At 73.0% G+C, this 18,844-nt stretch carries 13 protein-coding genes; 4 read left to right on the top strand and 9 right to left on the bottom strand.

The features are described from left to right. Positions 1-102 precede the first annotated feature (102 nt). The 4 genes from EV374_RS31305 to EV374_RS31290 all read right to left on the bottom strand — a co-directional run bounded on the left by EV374_RS31305 (position 103) and on the right by EV374_RS31290 (position 2,497). The gene (locus tag EV374_RS31305) at positions 103-663 is read right to left on the bottom strand and encodes an NAD(P)H-dependent oxidoreductase (RefSeq protein WP_132240774.1); all 561 of its coding nucleotides are present in this window, start codon (positions 661-663) and stop codon (positions 103-105) included. A gap of 12 nt (positions 664-675) precedes the next feature. Continuing rightward, on the bottom strand, positions 676-1,611 hold the full coding sequence (locus EV374_RS31300) for an ROK family protein (protein ID WP_132240773.1): 936 nt from the start codon (positions 1,609-1,611) through the stop codon (positions 676-678). A gap of 9 nt (positions 1,612-1,620) precedes the next feature. Continuing rightward, positions 1,621-1,974 carry a DoxX family protein gene (locus tag EV374_RS31295; RefSeq protein WP_132240772.1) on the bottom strand — a complete coding sequence of 118 codons (354 nt, stop codon included), beginning with the start codon at positions 1,972-1,974 and terminating at the stop codon, positions 1,621-1,623. Positions 1,975-2,065: 91 nt separating this feature from the next. Continuing rightward, positions 2,066-2,497 carry a type II 3-dehydroquinate dehydratase gene (locus EV374_RS31290; RefSeq protein WP_132240771.1) on the bottom strand — a complete coding sequence of 144 codons (432 nt, stop codon included), beginning with the start codon at positions 2,495-2,497 and terminating at the stop codon, positions 2,066-2,068. Between the two features lie 334 nt (positions 2,498-2,831). Between EV374_RS31290 and EV374_RS31285 the strand changes: the two genes are divergently transcribed. From EV374_RS31285 to EV374_RS31275, 3 genes are read left to right on the top strand one after another with little or no spacing between them, the layout of a single operon-like run. After that, positions 2,832-3,995, top strand: coding sequence for a DegT/DnrJ/EryC1/StrS family aminotransferase (locus EV374_RS31285; RefSeq protein ID WP_132240770.1), 1,164 nt, complete (start codon positions 2,832-2,834; stop codon positions 3,993-3,995). Continuing rightward, positions 3,992-5,125, top strand: a complete 1,134-nt coding sequence (locus EV374_RS31280) for a Gfo/Idh/MocA family protein (protein ID WP_132240769.1) — start codon at positions 3,992-3,994, stop codon at positions 5,123-5,125. Before EV374_RS31285 ends, EV374_RS31280 begins: the two co-directional genes overlap by 4 nt. A gap of 37 nt (positions 5,126-5,162) precedes the next feature. Continuing rightward, positions 5,163-5,858: an HAD-IA family hydrolase gene (locus tag EV374_RS31275; protein ID WP_132240768.1), complete on the top strand. Its 696-nt coding sequence runs from the start codon at positions 5,163-5,165 to the stop codon at positions 5,856-5,858. Positions 5,859-5,995: 137 nt separating this feature from the next. On the opposite strand, the gene EV374_RS31270 is transcribed toward EV374_RS31275, so the two are convergent. From EV374_RS31270 to EV374_RS31260, 3 genes are all read right to left on the bottom strand, one after another. Continuing rightward, a complete protein-coding gene (locus tag EV374_RS31270) occupies positions 5,996-6,676 on the bottom strand; it encodes a M23 family metallopeptidase (protein ID WP_486486062.1) in 681 nt (226 codons plus the stop codon). Between the two features lie 216 nt (positions 6,677-6,892). Then, positions 6,893-10,471: a non-ribosomal peptide synthetase gene (locus EV374_RS31265; protein ID WP_486486063.1), complete on the bottom strand. Its 3,579-nt coding sequence runs from the start codon at positions 10,469-10,471 to the stop codon at positions 6,893-6,895. Positions 10,472-10,729: 258 nt separating this feature from the next. Further along, positions 10,730-14,428: a non-ribosomal peptide synthetase gene (locus EV374_RS31260; protein ID WP_132240765.1), complete on the bottom strand. Its 3,699-nt coding sequence runs from the start codon at positions 14,426-14,428 to the stop codon at positions 10,730-10,732. 1,090 nt (positions 14,429-15,518) lie between these two features. Between EV374_RS31260 and EV374_RS31255 the strand changes: the two genes are divergently transcribed. Next, positions 15,519-16,685 carry an ATP-grasp domain-containing protein gene (locus EV374_RS31255; RefSeq protein ID WP_486486061.1) on the top strand — a complete coding sequence of 389 codons (1,167 nt, stop codon included), beginning with the start codon at positions 15,519-15,521 and terminating at the stop codon, positions 16,683-16,685. A gap of 80 nt (positions 16,686-16,765) precedes the next feature. Here EV374_RS31255 and EV374_RS31250 read toward each other — a convergent pair whose 3' ends face one another. Further along, positions 16,766-17,806: a 3-dehydroquinate synthase gene (locus EV374_RS31250; RefSeq protein ID WP_132240763.1), complete on the bottom strand. Its 1,041-nt coding sequence runs from the start codon at positions 17,804-17,806 to the stop codon at positions 16,766-16,768. Further along, positions 17,787-18,623, bottom strand: a complete 837-nt coding sequence (locus EV374_RS31245) for a hypothetical protein (protein WP_486486060.1) — start codon at positions 18,621-18,623, stop codon at positions 17,787-17,789. Before EV374_RS31245 ends, EV374_RS31250 begins: the two co-directional genes overlap by 20 nt. Between the last annotated feature and the right edge of the window lie 221 nt (positions 18,624-18,844).

The raw sequence follows: 18,844 nt of genomic DNA, 5'->3' as shown, positions 1-18,844 counted from the left end.
GACGTCCTCCATGCCATGCTCCGCGACAAGATCCCCTACCAACCACGCCCCACCAGACCAGTCCCCGCTTGACGAAACCCATAGGGACACCCCCCGACCGCCTCAGCTCCGGCGGAGCGTGCGCAGCGCGCCGGCCCAGGCGACCACCTCGTCGAGCATGGTGTTGAGGGCCTGCTCGTGGTGCGCCGCCGGCCGGAAGTCGCGGAAGTTGACGAAGTCCGTGGTCAGGGAGAGCGCGACCTGGGACCGGACGTCGGCCACGCCGAGCTGCCCGAGCACCAGCCGCAGGTGCTCCGCCGCCCGCGTGCCGCCGTGCACGCCGTAGCTGACCAGGCCGGCGGAGGCGTGCTGCCACTCCTTGAACAGGAAGTCGACGGCGTCCTTCAGCGCACCCGGGATCGAGTGGTTGTACTCCGGGGTGACGAAGACGAAGCCGTCGAATCCAGCGACGGTCGACGCCCAGCGGCGTACGGCGGGGCGCCTCGACGGCGCCATCGACGGCGGCAGCACCTCGTCGAAGTGCGGCAGGTCGTGGTCGGCGATGTCGACCAGCTCGACCGTGGCGTCGCCCCGCTTGGCGGCGACGTCGGTCACCCAGCGGGCCACGGCGTCGGCCTTGCGGCCGGGCCGCGTGCTGCCGACGATGACACCGATCCTGACCATGACTGATCTCCTCTACAGGGTGGGTACGGAACGCACGGGGGCCGGCGGGCCGGTCAGGCCACGGGCCAGCTCCACCGCGCCGTGCAGGGACGACAACCCGCCCAGGGCGGCGGGCCGCACGGGTGGGGACGGCCGCCCGGGCCGGCCGGCGGCGCGGGCCCGCTCGGCGACGAGCGGCACGAGGTCGGGCAGGCCGGCGGCGAACCCGCCGCCGATGATCGCCAGCGCCGGGTCCAGCAACTCGCCGAGGCTCACGACCGCCGCCGCCAGCGCCCGGCAGCTCGCGTCGACCGCCGCCACCGCCCACGGCCGGCGCTCGTCGAGCCCCGCCCGCAGGTCATCGAAGCTCACCTCGGCGCCGCGGCCGGCGCCCGCCCGGCGCAGGGTGGCCGGGCCGGACGCGATCGACTGGAGACAGCCGCGCCGGCCGCAGTCGCAGCACTCGCCGTCGAGGGCGACGACCATGTGTCCGATCTCGGCGGAGGAACGGCCGGGCACCGAGCGCCCCGCCAGCACCACGCCGCCGCCGATCCCGGTGCCGACGCCCAGGTAGACCACGTCGTCCCGGCCGGCGTGCCGGGCCTCGGCCAGCGCGGCGAGGTCACCGTCGTCGGCGACGGCCGTCGCCGCGTCGGGGAAGAGGCGGCGCAGCGCACCGGCGAGGTCCAGCCCCGCCCAGCCGGGCCGGCCGGGCCAGGTGGTGACGGTGCCCGCCGGGTCCGTGGTCGCGGGCATCGCCACCCCGACCGCGCCCACCGGTCCCCACACCTCGCGCAGCCGGTCCGCCTCGGCGGCCAGCGCGGCCAGGTCCGCGGCCGGGTCGGCGCCGCGTGGCCAGCGGAAGGTCCGGTCGTACGCCGGCCGTCCGGGCGCCTCCGCGCGCAGCGCCACCTTGGTGCCGCCGACGTCGACACCCAGCACGCCGTCGCCCCGCTGCGGACCGGTCACGCCCGCGCCTCAGCCCTCGAGCACGTGCAGGACCACGAGCGCGACGGCCGCCAGAGCGAAGATCACCGGCGTCAGGGTCATCGGGGCCGGGTCCTTCGCGCGGGCGTGGTAGACCACCGCGCCCACCATCTGCAGGGCGAGGCCGATCGCCGCCGCGATGCCCAGCGGCGCCCAGAGCAGGCCGAGCAGCAGCCCGGCGACCGCGGCGAGTTCCAGCACCCCGAGCAGGCGCGTCAGCCCGGGCGAGACGCCGAGGTGGTCCATCCGCTCGCGCATCTGCGCCTGCCCGGTGAGCTTCGGCACGGCGGTGCCCAGGAACACCGCGGCGAGGATGAGGGTCAGGACGAGGATGGGAATGTGCACGTGAAGTCCTTCGGGAAGAGTCGGAACGTGCGGACGACCGTACCGCTGGCGCATCGACGCCGATCGGGCCGGACGGCGTGGTGACGGGTCGTCATCGGACGGTCGCGACGAGGGCGCGGGCGGCCAGGCGGTAGCCCAGCGAGCCGAGCCCGACGATGACGCCGCTGGCCAGCGGGGCGATCACCGAGTCGTGCCGGAAGCTCTCCCGGGCCCAGACGTTGGACAGGTGCACCTCGACGAAGGGCCGGGGATAGTTGGCCAGCGCGTCGCGCAGGCTCCAGCCCGCGATCATCAGGGCGCCCGGGTTGACGATGGCGCCCACGGTGTCGTAGTTGTCCTGGATGGCGCGGATCAGGGCGCCCTCGCAGTCGTGCTGCTCGGCCACCACCCGCCAGCCCCGTCCCGCGATCTCCTCGCCGACGGCCCGTGCGATGTCGTCCAGGGTGTCGGTGCCGTAGATCTCCGGCTCCCGTCGGCCGAGGATGCCCAGGTTCGGGCCGTTCAGCAGCAACACGTCCGACACGCTTCACCTCGCGGGGCGTGGCCCTGTCCCGACAAGGCCCGATGACTGGTCCACCGCAGTCTTACTACGCCCGCGACGCCGGGCGAACCGGCGGTGGCCGTGGCGCGGCGGACTAAGGGGTGGCTAGGGGCTGTTAGGGGCGGTGACCGCGCGTCCGCTTCGGTTACCGTCCTCCCTGCCGAAGCGACGCCGCCGGCTCCAACGGAAGCGTCACCTACCTCGAACCGGCCATCGGCGCCCCGGTGCGCCCGGACCGCGTGCCGGCGGTACCCGGTCGTCCCGCCCGATGGTCCGGCGAAGCCCCTGGTCTGCCCGAGTTGGGAAGTGGGAAGTCATGAGTGGTCAGCCCTCGACGGTGTCCGAGTTCCCCGAGTGGCCGCAGTTCGGCGACGAGGAGCGCTCTGGACTGATCCGCGCCCTCGAACAGGGGCAGTGGTGGCGGATGGGCGGCAGCGAGGTCGACTCCTTCGAGAAGGAGTTCGGTGACTACCACGGCACGCCGCACGCGCTCGCCGTCACCAACGGCACGCACGCCCTCGAGGTCGCCCTGGAGGTGCTCGGCGTCGGGCCGGGCACCGAGGTGATCGTCCCGGCCTTCACCTTCATCTCGTCCTCGCTGGCCGCGCAGCGCCTCGGCGCGGTCGCCGTGCCGGTCGACGTCGACCTCGACACCTACTGCATCGACCCGGCCGCCGTCGAGGCCGCGATCACCCCCCGCACCAGGGTCGTCATGCCGGTGCACATGGCCGGCCAGTTCGCCGACATGGACGCGCTGGACAAGCTCGCCGCCGACGCGGGGGTGGCGGTGCTCCAGGACGCGGCGCACGCCCACGGCGCGCAGTGGCAGGGCAAGCGGTCCGGGGCGCTCGGCTCGGTGGCCGCGTTCAGCTTCCAGAACGGCAAGCTGATGACCGCCGGCGAGGGCGGGGCGGTGCTCTTCCCCGACGAGGAGCTGCGCGAGCGGGCGTTCCTCGTGCACAGCTGCGGCCGGCCCCGCACCGACCGGGACTACCTGCACGGCACCACCGGCTCGAACTACCGGATGGGCGAGTTCACCGCCGCCGTGCTGCGCGCCCAGCTGTCCCGCCTCGACGAGCAGATCGCGGTGCGCGAGCAGCGCTGGCCGCTGCTGTCGAGCCTGCTCGCCGAGATCCCCGGCGTGGTGCCGCAGACCACCGACCCCCGTACCGACCGCAACCCGCACTACATGGCGATGTTCCGCGTCCCCGGGATCACCATCGAGCGCCGCCGCGCCGTGGTCGACGCGCTCATCGCCCGGGGCGTCCCGGCGTTCGTGGCGTTCCGGGCGATCTACCGGTGCGAGGGCTTCTGGAAGGCCGGCGCCCCCGACGAGTCGGTCGAGGCGATCGCGGCCCGCTGCCCCAACGTCGAGCAGATCCACTCCGACTGCATCTGGCTGCACCACCGCACCCTGCTCGGCACGGAGCAGCAGATGCACGAGATCGCCGCCGTGCTCGCCGACGTCCTCGCCGGATGACGGCCCTGCCCCCGGCCGCCGCGCCCGACCGACCGGTGCGGGTCGCGGTGGCCGGCCTCGGGTGGGCCGGGCGGGAGATCTGGCTGCCCCGGCTCGCCGCGCATCCGGGCTTCGAGGTGACCGCCGTGGTCGACCCGGAGCCCGGCGTACGCGACCGGGCCCGTGCCGCCCACGACGTCCCGTCCGCGTACGCCGACGTCGACGACCTTCCCGCCGGGGCGGTCGACCTGGTGGTGGTCGCGGTACCGAACCACCTGCACGCCAGCGTCGCCGTCCGGCTGCTGCGCCGGGGCGTACCGGTGTTCCTGGAGAAGCCGGTCTGCCTGACCTCCGCGGAGGCGACCCTGCTGGCCGACGCGGAACGCGACGGCGGCGCGGTGCTGCTGGCCGGCAGCGCCGCCCGCTACCGGGCCGACATCCGGGCCCTGACCGGGGTGGCCGGCGAGCTGGGCCCGATCCGGCACGTCGACGTGGCCTGGGTCCGCGCCCGGGGGGTGCCCGACGCGGGCGGCTGGTTCACCCGGCGCGACCTCTCGGGCGGGGGAGCGCTGGTGGACCTCGGCTGGCACCTGCTCGACACGGTGCTGCCGATGCTCGGCCCGACCCGGGTCACCCACGCCATCGGCAGTGTCTCCGACGACTTCGTCAACGACAGCGCCGCCCACGCCGCCTGGCGCAGCGACACCGCCGCCGGTGGTCGCGCCCCCGGGGACGTCGAGGACACCGCCCGGGGCTTCCTGCTCACCGCCGAGGGGGCCTCGGTCGCCCTGCACGCCTGCTGGGCCTCGCACGAGTCGCTGGACCGCACCACCGTCACCGTGCACGGCGCCGCCGGATCGGCGACGCTGCGCTGCACGTTCGGCTTCAGCCCCAACCGGGAGCCGGCACCGGTGCTGACCCGCACCCGGGACGGCGAGACCGTCCGGCTGTCGCTGCCCGAGGAGCCGATCGGCGCCGAGTACGACCGCCAGCTCGACGAGTTGCCCGGGCTGCTCGCCGACCCGGCGTCGCGGGGCGCGGCCGTCGCCGAGGCCCGCCGGACCATCGACATCATCGAACGGATCTACCAGTCCGCCCGGCCCACCGCGCCGGAGCGGCAGCACGCGCTGGCGGGCCATCGCGACAGGTGAGAACCACCGTCGGCCACACTCGCTTCCGGGAGCAGCCATGAGCCATCCATCGTCCACCGTAGAGGTGACCCCGCCGCCGCCGGGCCGCGGCCCGATCCGCGCGGTCGTGTTCGACCTCGACGGCGTCATCGTCGACAGCTCGGCCGTCATGCGTGAGGCGTTCAGCATCGCGTACGCCGAGGTGGTGGGCGACGGGCCGGCGCCGTTCGAGGAGTACAACCGGCACATGGGCCGGTACTTCCCGGACATCATGCGGCTGATGGGGCTGCCCCTGGAAATGGAGGAGCCGTTCGTCCGGGAGAGCTACCGGATGGCCCACCTGGTGCCGCTCTTCCCCGGCGTCCGGGAGACCCTGGAGACGCTGCATGCCCGGGGGATCCGGATGGCGATCGCCACCGGCAAGGCCGGCCCCCGGGCCCGCTCCCTGCTCGACCAGCTCGGCGTGCTGGGCCTCTTCGGCCAGGTGATCGGCTCCGACGAGGTGGCCCGCCCGAAGCCCGCGCCGGACATCGTGCTCCAGGCGCTCGGCCACCTCGACGTGCCGCCCGGCCAGGCGATGATGGTCGGCGACGCGGTCATCGACCTGCTCAGCGGCCGGGACGCCGGGGCGACCGCCGTGGCCACCACCTGGCACGGCGGGGACGTGGCCGCGCTGCTGGCCGCCGGCCCCGACCTGGTCGTGCACGCCCCGACGGAGCTGCTCGCGCACTGCCCGGCAGCCCTCGTCCACTGAGACCAGCTCGCCCGCTCCCCGTCGTGACGGGCGCGACCTGAACCTGTCGTACGCACATCCGGCCCGCCCCGGACAGGCGGGCCGGGACACCGTCTGGAGTCCCCGCCCGCCTGTCCGGTATGGCCGGTCGGGCCGGGTCAGCCGTTGCGGCTGACCGGCGCCGTACCCACCACGTAGTTGGTGCCGACCTCGACGCTGTTGGGGATCTCGCGGCTGGTCTGCGTGTCGCAGTTGACGATGTTCCAGTGCAGGTGCGGGCCTGTCACGTTGCCGGTCGCCCCGGAGGTTCCGATCCGCTGTCCCTGCGCCACGCGGTCACCGTTGTTGATGATCGTCGCACTCAGGTGGGCGTACTGGGAGCACCGGTTGTTGCCGTGGTCGACGAGCGCCATGATCCCGCCGCCGCCCGCCCAGCCCTCGAAGCGGATGGTGCCCGCGGCGGACGCGAGGATCGGCACGCCCACCGGCGTGCCGAAGTCGATGGCGTGCCGGTTGTAGACGTCGCTGTGGGAGAAGCTGCTGCCCGCCGCCTGGGTGATCGGGTAGGCGCTTCCGGCGGGGAACGGCAGCTTGAACTGGGCGGAGCTGGCGCAGAGCGGGACGACCGGGCCGTTCGAGCCGGTCTCCAGGAATCCGTCGGTGAGCCACCCGCCGCCCGAGAGCTTGTTCCAGATGTTGGTGACGCCGGCGAAACCCTGGACGGAGTCCCCGCGGACGTGGCAGGTGATGGTGACGATGTTGCCGTTGGGGACACTGCCGATCACCGCTGCGCTCAACGACGGGGCATTGCGGATGTTCAGCGGGAGCCCACTGGGCACGTGCACCCTGACCTGGGCGGCAGCATGCGCCGGCACAGCCGACAGGGCCACGGTCAGACAGGAGACCAGGACAGCGATCAGGGTCTGCGTTACGCGGCGCAGGGAAATCACCTCCGACTGGCCCGCCGGGGCGGGCGATAGATCATCATCGACAGCGTGATGCTAGCCCCGGCGGAGCCGTGGCGATACACGCCGATAGGGGCCCCTGACGTGCTCTCAGTGCGCTGCGTCGACGGCCTCGGGTCCGGCTTCCAGGAAGTGCAGCATGGCGGTGGCCAGGATCTCGGCGACCGGGGCCGGGACGAGGTCGGTGCGGATGGTGACGCGAAGCAGGGCGCCCCCGTTACCGGGCAGGACCTCGGCGACACAGCCACCCGACCACTCCCGGGCGTACGGGTCGACGACCTCCTCGGTCCGGCAGCCGGGCAGCTCCAGCGGGAGGACGAGGTTGTCCTGGTAGGCAAAGGAGGGCAGGCTGTTGGTCACCTCGCGGGGCATCCCGAGGACCGGGTCGGTGGTCATCTCCAGGAAGGTGACGTCCTGGGCTGCCATCAGCTGGTCCACGGTCTGCTGGAGGGCCCGGACGAGGTTCTTCTCGGGGCTGTCGAACCGGACCCGGAGGCAGTTGGAACCGATCCTGCTGGTGAAGGCGGAGTCGAGGATCCGGCTGCCGCGCTGCGCGACGATCATCAGCAGGGCGATGTCGTCCTGCTGGTGGATGGTGCGCAGCGCGGAGGCATAGGCGGCGGCGAAGTAGGTGGAGCGGCTGAACCGCTGTTCGCGGCCGGCCCGGTCCCAGCGGTCCAACACGTCGGCGGAGACGGCGACGATGTGCCCGGTCCTGGGGCCCCACATCGGGGTCTGCTCCAGGAGCTCCTGGGGTCGGCCCTCGCCCTGGCGGGCGAGCCCGCGCAACTGTTCGCGCCAGTAGGCCCGCTGCGCGTCGAGGTCGGCGGCCTCGCGGAGGCGGGTGTATTCGTCGTACGACTGGCGGAGGGTGGGTGCGGGTCGCGCCCACACCGGGGCCGTGCCGGACAGCCGGGCGGCGTAGGCGTGGCTGAGGTCGCGCACGAGCAGCGCGTGTGACCAGCCGTCGAAGGCGATGTGGTGGATGCCGATGCCGAACAGGATCCGGTTCGTGGTCTTGTTGCGGATCAGGGCGGCGCGCCAGTTGCGGCCCTGGGTGTAGTCCAGCGGCTGCTGCACCGCATCGGCGAGTTGGTCGAGTGCTTCCTGTTCGCTCGCGGCGTCGGTGAGCAGCCGGAGCTGGGGCATCCCCGGGTTCGGCGGGATGATCGCCACGGGCGGGTCCACCCGCCGGTAGCGGGCGTACAACGCCTCGTGCCGCCGGTGCACGTCGCCGAGCGCCGCCATCAGCGCGCGCAGGTCCAACTCGCCCTCGATCCACCAGGTGGTCGGACAGACCAGCTCGAACGGGAGCACGAGACACTTGGCGACCGACGGGGTCAGCGGGACGGGTCCGGTCGGGGCGGGGCGTCCGGTGACGGGCGGTTCCGGTTCGGCTCTGGGTCGGCGGGGTGCGGTGGCGAGCCAGCGGGCCAGTTCGCGTGGGGAGGGGGTGCGGTGGATCTGCGAAACGGGTACGACGACGTCGGCGGCCTCGTCGATGGCGGCGGCGACGGCGGCGGATTGCAGGGAGGTGCCGCCGAGGGCGAAGAAGCTGTCCTCGGTGCCGATGGGATCGATACCGAGTACGGTGGCGAACACGCCTGTGACCAGCCGTTCCTCGGCGGTCGCGGCTTCGACGTAGGCCACGCCGAGGTCCGGGCGCTGCGAGCCAGGTTCCGGAAGGGCCCGCCGGTCGATCTTCCCCGTGCCGCCGACGGGGAACCGGTCGAGCACCATGATCACGGCGGGGACCATGTACGAGGGCAGCACCGTAGCGGCGTGCTCCCGCAGTTCGCTCACGGTCGGGGCTCGGCCATTGTGCCCGGTCACGTAACCGACTAGCCGGGCGACGCCCCGGTCCTCGCGGCGGACGACCACGGCCGTGCCGACGCCCGGATGCTGTTCGAGGACGGCTTCGATCTCGCCGAGTTCGATGCGGATGCCGTTGACCTTGACCTGGTGGTCCATCCGCGCGAGGATCTCCAGCGCCCCGGAGGCGTTCCACCGGCCCAGGTCACCGGTGCGGTAGGCGACCCCGCCGCCGTACGGGTCGGTGACGAACCGTTGCGCGGTCAGTTCGGGGCGGTTGAGGTAGCTGTCGGCGACCCCTGCGCCAGTGATGAGGATCTCGCCGGGGACTCCCATGGGGACGAGGTCGAGTGCGGCGTCGACGACACGGATCTGGCGGTTGGGCATGGGCCAGCCGATCGGCACGTACGCGCCACCCCAGCCGGCCTTGGCGTCGAACCACGTGCAGGCGACGGATGCCTCGGCGGGGCCGTAGGCGTTGATCAGGCGGGTGCCGGCGGCCATCCACCGTTGGGCCATGCGGGGCGGGATGGGTTCCCCGGCGAGGGTCACGCAGGACATGCTCGGGCAGTCGGCCGGGTCGACGGCGGCGAGGTTGGTGGGTGGGCAGAACGCGTGGGTGGTCTGCTCCTTGGCGATCAGCTCCGTCAGCCGGCGGGCGTCGAGCAGGTCGTCACGCGAGCAGACCACGACGCGGGCGCCGGAGGTCAGCGCGGTGTAGATCTCGCCCAGGGCCACGTCGAAGACGGGGGCGCAGCAGTGCAGCATCCGGCTGTCCGGGCCGACCGCGCACTCGTCGCGCATCCAGGTGACGAAGTTCGTCAACTTGTCGTGGGACAGCACGACGCCCTTCGGCGTCCCGGTCGATCCGGACGTGTAGATCACGAACGCCGGCTGGGAGGCGTCCACCACCGGCAGGTCGATCGCTTCGACCGCCTCCACAGCGGGCCAGTCCTCGTCCAAGGCGACCACCCGCACGCCGTCGGGGCGGGGGATGCGGTGGGCGACCTCGCCCACGGTGAGCACGACCTGGGCACCGTGGTCGGCCAGGAGCATCTTCATCCGCTCCGCCGGCCACGACACGTCCATCGGCGTGTAAGCCGCTCCCGCCCGCAACACCGCCAGGGTGGCGACGAGGGTCCACATGCTGCGGTCCAACGCCAGCGACACCACGTCCCCGACCCCGACCCCGACTGCGCGCAGGTAACGGGCCAGTAGTTCCGAACGGCGGGCCAGTTCCCCGTACGTGACGACCTCGCCGTCGGCAACACCCGCGACCGCGTCCGGCGTCCGGCGTGCCCACTCCAGCACCAGTTCGTGGAGGGGCTCGCCCGGCACCGGGCAGCTCGGACCCCGGCCCCATGCGAGCAGCTGGTCCCGCTCGGCCGTGCCCAACAACGGCAACCCGGACAGCGGGACGTCGGGTTCCCGCAACCCGGCCGCCAGCAGCGTCCCGGTCTGGTCCAGCAGGCCCCGTGCCCAGTCGGTGGAGAAGCCCTCCGCCGCGTAATCGACCCGCAGCCCGGAGCCGTCCGAGGCGACCGTCACCACCAGGTCGACGTCCACCACCTCCGGACCCACCTCGGCCACCGGGCCGTCGACCAGGCTCACCGCCACCGGACCCGGCACACCGGCGGTCACCACCGGCGCGGCCCACGCCGCACTTACCCGGCTCACCAGCTCACCGAACGCCGGATCGTCCGCCACACCCACCCGGACCGCCGATCCCCCCGAGGACCGGCCCAGCACCACCTCCTCCTGACCGGTGTACCGGGCCAACACCCCGACGAGTCCCGCCAGGACCACCGTCCCGGCCGGCTCCGCGCCGGCCGGGAAAGGCAGCTGCAAGGTCCGCACCTGGGACGCCGCCCGGGCCGGCCACCCCAGTGGCCGACGCAGGTCGCCCATGAGGTCGAGAGCCTCGAAGTCGGTACCGGGCCCGACGACCTCCGTGGCCTGGGCACGACCACCAACGAACCCGACAGACATGAGCCAACCTCCGATCAGGCCCGGCGTCGCCTGCGGGGGTCCGCCGGGGAAGAACCACGAACTCCGGGGACGCGGCCCGCGCGCCCACGGCCATGACAAGCAGTCCGATGTGTACGGGGTGGACGGTCAGCCGGCGGTGGGTGAGCCCGCCGGCCCGGCCTCCAGGAAGCGCAGCATGTGCCCGTTCAACTCCTCGGCGAAGCTGTACGGCAGGTAGTCGGTGCGGATGGTGACGCGCAGGAGGGCGTGGTCGGCGCGGGGAAGCACCTCGACCGTGAGCCCGTTGGGCACCTCCCGCGCGTACGGGTCGACGACCTCCTCGGCCCGGCAGCCGGGCAGTTCCAGCGGAAGCACCACGTTGTCCTGGAACACGAAGGTCGGCAGGCTGGCGACCACCTCGCCGGAGAGCCCGGCGGCGGGGTCGTCGGCGGTCTCCGCGAAGGGGACGTCCTGGGCCCGCATGAGGTCGCTGATCGTCTCGTTGACCCGCAGAACGAGTTTGTCGTCCTCCGGCCCGTCGAAGCGCACCCGGACGCAGTTCAGGTTGAGCCGGGTGGTGAAGGCGGAGTCGAGGACGCGGCTGCCCCGCTTGGCCACCACCATCAGCAGGCCGATGTCGTCCTGCTGGTGGATGGCGCGCAGCGCGGAGGCGAACGCCGCGACGAAGTAGCTGGACCGGCTGAACCGCTGCTCCCGGGCGGCCCGGTCCCAGCGCCGCATGACCTCCGACGTGACGGTGACGATGTGCCCGGCCTTCGGACCCCACGCCAGCGCCTGCTCCAGCGGTGCGGTGGCGTCGCCCCGGCCCTGGCGGGGCAGGCCGCGCAGGTGTTCGCGCCAGTAGGCCCGCTGCGCGTCGAGGTCGGCGGCGTCGCGCAGCCGGGCGTACTCCTCGTACGACTGGCGCAGCGTCGGCGCCGGCCGCGCCCACACGGGCGCCGCGCCCGACAACCGCGCCGCGTAGGCGTGGCTGAGGTCCCGCACCAGCAGCGCGTACGACCAGCCGTCGAAGGCGATGTGGTGGATGCCCACGCCGAACAGGACCCGCCCGGTCGACTTCTCCCGGATCAGGGCGGCCCGCCAGACGCGGCCCTGGGTGTAGTCGAGCGGCTGTTGCACCGCCTCGGCGAGCTGGTCCAGGGCCTCCTGCTCGCTGGCGGCGTCGGTGAGCAGCCGCAGCTGCGGCATCGCCGGGTTCGGCGGGACGAGCGCCACCGGGGGAGCCGTCCGCCGGTAGCGGGCGTGCAGGGCCTCGTGCCGGCGGTGCACGTCGCCCAGCGCCGCCATCAGCGCCCGCAGGTCCAGCTCACCCTCGATCCACCAGGTGACCGGGACGACGACCTCCAGCGGCGACATCAGGCACTTCGCGACCTGCTGCGCGAGCGGAACCGGGCCGGGACGCTGACGGGCCTGCCCGGCGGTCGAGCCGGCGTCCGGACGGCGGGGCGCGGTGGTCAGCCAGTGGGCCAGCGCCTGTGGGGTGGGGGTGCGGTGGATCTGCGAGACGGGCACGACGACGTCGGCGGCCTCGTCGATGCGCGTCGCCACCGCCGCCGACTGCAACGACGTGCCACCCAGGTCGAAGAAGCTGTCGCGCGTGCCGACCCGGTCGATGCCGAGGACGGTCGCGAACACCGCGGCGACGAGGCGCTCCTCGTTCGTCGCCGGCTCGACGAACTCCACCCCGAGGTCGGGTCGTCGGGTGTCGGGTGCGGGCAGGGCCCGCCGGTCGACCTTGCCGGTGCCGCCGACGGGGAAGTGGTCGAGGACCATGACGACGGCGGGGACCATGTAGGGCGGGAGCACGCTGGCGGCGTGCGCGCGCAGGTCGCCGACGGCGGGGGTACGGCCGTTGCGTCCGGTGACGTAGGCGACGAGTCGGGCGGTGCCGTCGTCCTCGCGCCGGGTGACGACGGCGGCGCCGACGTCGGGGTGCTGGGCGAGGGTGGTCTCGATCTCGCCGAGTTCGATGCGGATGCCGTTGACCTTGACCTGGTGGTCCATCCGGCCGAGGATCTCCAGCGCGCCGGTGGCGTTCCACCGGCCGAGGTCGCCGCTGCGGTAGGCCCGCCCACCGCCGTACGGGTCGGTCACGAAGCGTTCGGCGGTGAGTTCGGGGCGGTTGAGGTAGCCGTCGGCGACGCCGAAGCCGGTGACGAGGATTTCGCCGGCCACGCCCATCGGGACGAGGTCGAGGTTGGCGTCGACGACGCGGATCTGCCGGTTGGGCATGGGCCAGCCGATGGGCACGTACGCGCCGCCCCACCCGGCCGAGGCGTCGAACCACGTGCACGCCACGGCGATCTCCGCCGGCCCGTACGCGTTCACCACCCGCGTGCCCGCCGTCAACCACCGCTGGGCCAGCTGCGGCGGGACGGCCTCGCCGCCGAAGATGATGCAGCGCAGACCCGGGCAGGCGGCCGGATCGAGCGGGGCGACGTTGGTGGCCGGTCCGAACGTGTGCGTGACGTCGTGGGTGTTGATGAGGTCGGTGAGCCGGCGCGCGTCGAGCAGGTCGTCGCGGGAGCAGACGACGACGCGGCCACCACCGGTGAGCGTCGCGAAGATCTCCCCGAAGGCGGCGTCGAAGACCGGTGCCGCCGAATGCAGCATCCGGCTGTCGGGGCCGATGGCGCACTCGTCGGTCATCCACGCCAGGAAGTTCGTCAGCCTCTCGTGCGTCAGCACGACACCCTTCGGCGTGCCCGTCGAACCCGACGTGTAGATCACGAACGCCGGCGCGGATGCCGGCACCACCGGCAGGTCCACCGGCTCACACGCCTGCACCACCGGCCAGTCGTCATCCAACGCCACCACCGACACCCCGTCGCCACCGGGAACCTGGGGCGCGACCGCACCGACGGTCAACACCACCCGGGCGCCGTGGTCGGCCAGCAACACCCGCATCCGTTCCACCGGCCACGACACGTCCATCGGCGTGTACGCCGCGCCCGCCCGCAACACACCCGTCGTCGCCACCAGCGACCACAGTCCGCGTTCCAACGCCACGGACACCACGTCACCGGTGCCCACGCCCACCGACCGCAGATACGCCGCCAGCGCGGCCGACCGGCGGTCCAGCTCCCCGTACGTCAACACCTCATCGCCCGCGACTCCCGCCACCGCCTCCGGCGTGCGCCGCGCCCACGTGAGCACCAGCTCGTGGATCGGCTCACCCGGCACCGCACGCATCGGGCCCCGGCCCCACTCCAGCAACCGCTCCCGCTCCGCACCGCCCACCAACGGCAACGCCGACAACCCCACCTCCGGCCCCGCCAGCCCGGCGGAGACCAGCACCACGACCTGGTCCACCAGGCCCCGCACCCACTGCGCCGAGTAACCCTCCGCCGCGTAGTCCACCCGCAGCGCCGACCCGTTCGGGGCCACGCCGATCACCAGGTCGACGTCCACCACGGCCGGCCCCGCCTCCGCCACCGGAGCGTCCACCAGCCCCAGCACCACCGGGCCCGCCTGCTCCCGGCCCACGGCCACCGGCGCCGCCAGCGCCGCGCGCACCCGCGTCACCAGCTCGGCGAAACCCGGATCACCCGCCACGTCCACCCGCAGCGCCGAACCGCCGCCACCGGACGCCAGGCCCACCACCACCTGCTCCTGGGCCGTCCAACGGGCCAGCACCGCCACGACCCCCGCCACCACGACGTCGCCGCCCGGCCCGTCGTCCGGCAGCCAGGAGGGCAGCACCCGGTGCACCGAGGAGGCCCGGGCCGGCCAGAGCGTCGGCCGGCGCAGGTCCCCCACCAGGTCCAGCGTTTCGGCGTCGACCGCGCCGTCCACCGTCCGCGCACCATCGAACCCGACAGACATCAGCTCAACCTCCGATCGAGAGGGGGTGACCGGAAGGCACGGGGCCTCGGTACCGCACCACCGGGCGCATTCCGGTCTGCGCGGCAGGGGCGGTTCGCGGGCACCGCGGCCGACTCGGGTGGCCGGACGCGGACATGCGGTGCGACCGGGACGGGATCACCGCCCGGATTCCGGGTCGCCACCACGTCGTCGATCGAAAGGAGCAGGTCGGTGCCCGATCCGATCACCGGCGCCTCCCGTCCGTCCGGGGCGCCGCGCACCCACATTCGTCCCCCGCCCGGTGCAATGAAGAGGGAACGGCGAACCGATGGGGCCCGACCCTACGAAGCACGGTGGAGTGGCGTACACCCCTAGAGATGCGCACGTCGACCCCTAGGGTGACGGCCGGAGATTCCGACCGAGGCCGTTGAGGATGCGTCCGCAGTAATGACCGGCCACCGGTCCGCGTCCGGTGTCCTTGCCGCCGGACCGGCAATTTGTGCTGGTCAGCGTGGTGTTTTCTGGTGGCGACTGATCAGGGTCACGGCCAGATGCCGCGAATTTTTCGCCATTAACGCACGCGTCTATATCTTTTCTATAGTGGATGGTTGGCGCCCTCCGAGAGGGTCGGTGCATGAATGTCCGGGTTTCGACGGTGAACGATCCCGGGGTCTAAGTTGAAAAGGGCTATTCGGCCAGCCCGGGTCCAGGGTTCGAGTCGGAGAATTGGCGATCCCGTGGGCGGAAAGGGCTGCCCGCGGTCGGCTGACCGGCCCATGCCAGGGAAATGAGGATTGACTATGCTTTGCCGATCATGACCCAGTCGGTGACTGGCACATTCAGTCACCGACTGTTGGTGTGCACCCCGCCAAACGCAGCGCTGACCACAAGCCAGCCCGCTACCTGACCGGTCCCGCCAGGGACCGTCCGGTCGGTGCACGCGGTACGCCCGACTCTCGTGGCCGAGCGGCCTCATCAGGACCGGGAGCGCCCGCGACCGTCCACGTTCTGCGCAGTTCGTGGTCGTTGCGCACCCGACTCCGTGCCACCCCGAGGCCCCTTGTGGGCCGGCATGTCAGGAGATCCAATGGACGGACCTATCCAGGTACAGGTGTTCGCTCACGACGGGGTGGTCCTGGCCCGGCCACCCGATCCGGTGACGACCGCCGGCAGCCGCTATCTCGCCGGTGCGGGCGCCGCCCTGTACAACGGGCTGGACATGATCACCGGTCTCCACCTGACCCTTCCGCACCAGTCGTCGGCCATCTGCAGCACCGGCTCCAGCGCGGACAAGTCGCTGCGCCTGCTCAGTCGGTGCGGTCTCAAGACGCCGAGCGACCTGCGCGAGTTCCGCTCCGGCGCGCAGGCGGTGCAGTTCGCCCGGGACGCCGCCGAGCGGGGCGAGACGCTGGAGTTCCAGTTTCCCCCGCACGATCCGCAACTGCGGGCCGCGCGGGCCCGGGTCGCCCCGGACCTGCTGGCCCGCCTCAACAACAAGACCACCCTGGAAACTCTGATCGCGCCGGAATACCTGCCCCGTCGCCAGGTCGCCACCCCCGCCGAGGTACGCCGCATCGTGCAGCAGGACCGGCGGCCGGCGGTGGTCAAACCGGCAGGCGTCGAGGTGTACAGCGGAATCGCGATCTTCACCAGGCGGTTGCAGGACCGGCGGCACCGGTCACTGTTCAACCAGCTGGAACAGGTGAGCGATCGGTGGATCGTCGAGGAGGAGGTGCCCTTCCGGACGATCTGGGGCGTCCAGTTCGGCGTGACGGAGAGCGGAGCGGTGCAGTACTTCGGTGCGTCCGTACACCTGCCGCAGCCCACTTCGACGTGGGTCGGTTGTGTGCTGGACGACGACCAGCCGCCGGCGGAGCTGATCGAAGCGCTGACCGTAGGGGTCCGAAAGGCCAGTGCCCTCGGGTACCGCGGGTACTGCTCCTTCGACGCCGGGATCGGTCGCGACGGCGCCCTGCGGGTCATCGATCCCAACTTCCGGGTCAGCGGGGCCACCAGTTCGGTGCTGCACCGCAGTTCGCTGCTGGGCCAGCACCCGTGCGCCATGACCACGTTCTTCTCGCTGGCCCCCGGCGTCGACGCCGAGCCGATCCTCGCCCCGTTCATCGACCGGGGGCAGTTCGTCGCGTTCATGCACCACGACCCGGCGGAGACGGACAACGGCCCGCTGCCGGCGACCATCGTCGGCATGGTCGGCGCCGCGGACCGGTACGCCTGCGGGGTGCTGGTCGCGCAGATCCAGCGGGCACTGGGCGGTTGACGCGTCGTTCCCCCTCCGGGCCGTGGTGACGGTCCGGAGGGGACGCCCGAGCGCCCACGCGGCGGTCGGGGTGCCCGCAGCTACATGCCGGCCAGCGCCGTACGCACGGCGGGCTCGGGGACGTCGGCGACCAGTTCGGGCCCGGCCGGGCCGTCCAGGACGAAGGACAGGCCCGAGGTGGCCTTCTTGTCCCGCCGCATCAGCGCAACCAGCTCGTCGTGGTCGACACCGCCGGGCAGCGCGGTGTCGAGGCCGTAGCCCGCCACCACCTCGTGGTGCTCGGCCACCCGGTCGGCCGGGACGCGGCCGAGGACGCCGGCCAGCCGGCCCGCGAAGACCGTGCCGACGCCGACCGCCTCGCCGTGCCGCAGGCCGAAGTCGGTGGCCCGTTCCAACGCGTGCCCCAGCGTGTGACCGTAGTTGAGGATGTGCCGTAGACCGGAGTCACGCTCGTCGGCGGCCACCACCCGCGCCTTCAGCGCCACGCAGGCGGCGATCTGCTCCGCCACCGGCCGGTCGCGCAGCTCGCCCGCGCCGATGAAGTGCGCCCGGGCGATCTCCCCGTAGCCGTTGCGCCACTCCCGCTGCGGCAGCGTGTCCAGGTGCTCGGTGTCGCAGAGCACCGCCCGGGGCTGCCAGTACACCCCGACGAGGTTCTTGCCCTCCGGCAGGTTGACCGCCGTCTTCCCGCCGACGCTGGCGTCGACCTGGGCGAGTAGCGAGGTCGGCAGGTGGATCACCGCGACGCCCCGGTGGTAGAGGCCGGCGGCCAACCCGACCACGTCCGTGGTGGTGCCGCCGCCGCAGGAGACGACGGCGTCGGCGCGGGTCAGCCCGAACTCGGCGAACGCCCGGCAGAGCTGCTCGACCGTGGCCAGGTTCTTGTCGTGCTCGCCGTCGCGGGCCGGCACCACGCGGTGCGGCACACCCGGGTCGGGCGTCCACTCCGGCGGCCGGGCCGAGACCACCACGACCCGTCGGGCACCGATCCGCGCCACCTCCGCCGGCAGCCGGTGGCGCACACCGGGGCCGATCAGCACCGGGTACGCGCGCTCGCCGAGCGCCACCTCGATCCGGGCCGGCTCGGCGGGGGCGTGCGGGTCAGGTGCCAACGGGTGCATGTGGCTGCTGCCTCCTTTTGACGACGGGCACCGGCGCGGCGGCGACCGGGCGTTCCCGGACCATCGACAGGCGCAGCGCCAGCGCGGCCAGCGAGTCCACGTCCAGTCCGATGCCCCAGCGGTCGTGGGTGAGCTGGGCGTGGTGCGCCAGCAGGAAGCCCGACGGCGTCGCCGGGTGGTGCCGGCCGACCACGTCGGTCACCCGGTCCAGGTAACGCTGCCAGGCCACGGCGACCTCCCCGCACAGCGGCAGGTCGCCGGCCGCCAGGACGATCTTCTCCGCCCCGGCGTCCGCCTGCGCGGCCAGGTCCCGCCGCTGCGCGGCGGTGAGCCGCTGGCTGCGTTCCTGCCAGTGCAGGAAGAGGAACGCCAGCCGGTCGGCCGCCGGCACCAGCCCTGTCAGGTACCGCAGGTGCGCCACGGCCAGCGGCAGCTCGACGCCGGCCAGCCAGGGAGCGTCCCCGCCGAGCAGGGTCAGGGCCAGGTCGCTGCCCGCCGACGCGAGCGGGCCGCCCCGGGCGGCGTCGCGCACCACGTACCGGCCGGCGGCGAAGGAGACCCCCGGGTCGTACGCGAGCAGCTGCGCCCGTACCGCGTCGAGCGCGGCCGGGGCGGCGTGGAAGCCGAGGCTCACGTGCGGCCCGGCGGGGGAGCCCTCCGGGTCGAAGAACCAGTCCATGCCCGGATCGGTCCGGCGGGCGGCGGCGACCAGACCGGCGAGGACCGTGCCGACCAGTTCGGTCACCCGCGTGTCCGGGGACCCGTCGGCCGGCATGGCCGAGCGGGCGAACAACCAGCAGCGTTCCAACGACGGCACCTCGGCTGACGGGCGGGTGGAGCACAGGACTCGACGGTCTGCGGGGGGTGGCCCCATCATCGGCCTGCGGCCCGTCGCACCACCTGATCAGCGGTCCGAACTGGGGACGACTTAGGGGGTGACAGGGGTAGGACGCCGGCAGGGTGCTCGGAAGACTTGGGCCGCTACGGCGAGCGGGGTCTACGCCGCGGATGAGAAGTCTCGCCGACGGACGGATGTGG

It is taken from the genome of Micromonospora sp. CNZ303 (assembly GCF_004345505.1).
The sequence above is the reverse complement of the archived record's forward strand: the minus strand, read 5'-3'. Positions and strand labels throughout refer to the sequence as shown.

Excerpts from the sequence above, each read along its gene's own strand:
- EV374_RS31260 (WP_132240765.1), bottom strand. The coding sequence starts at position 14,428 with ATGTCTGTCGGGTTCGATGGTGCGCGGACGGTGGACGGCGCGGTCGAC.
- EV374_RS31250 (WP_132240763.1), bottom strand. The coding sequence starts at position 17,806 with ATGCACCCGTTGGCACCTGACCCGCACGCCCCCGCCGAGCCGGCCCGG.
- EV374_RS31275 (WP_132240768.1), top strand. The coding sequence starts at position 5,163 with ATGAGCCATCCATCGTCCACCGTAGAGGTGACCCCGCCGCCGCCGGGC.
- EV374_RS31285 (WP_132240770.1), top strand. The coding sequence starts at position 2,832 with ATGAGTGGTCAGCCCTCGACGGTGTCCGAGTTCCCCGAGTGGCCGCAG.
- EV374_RS31280 (WP_132240769.1), top strand. The coding sequence starts at position 3,992 with ATGACGGCCCTGCCCCCGGCCGCCGCGCCCGACCGACCGGTGCGGGTC.
- EV374_RS31305 (WP_132240774.1), bottom strand. The coding sequence starts at position 663 with ATGGTCAGGATCGGTGTCATCGTCGGCAGCACGCGGCCCGGCCGCAAG.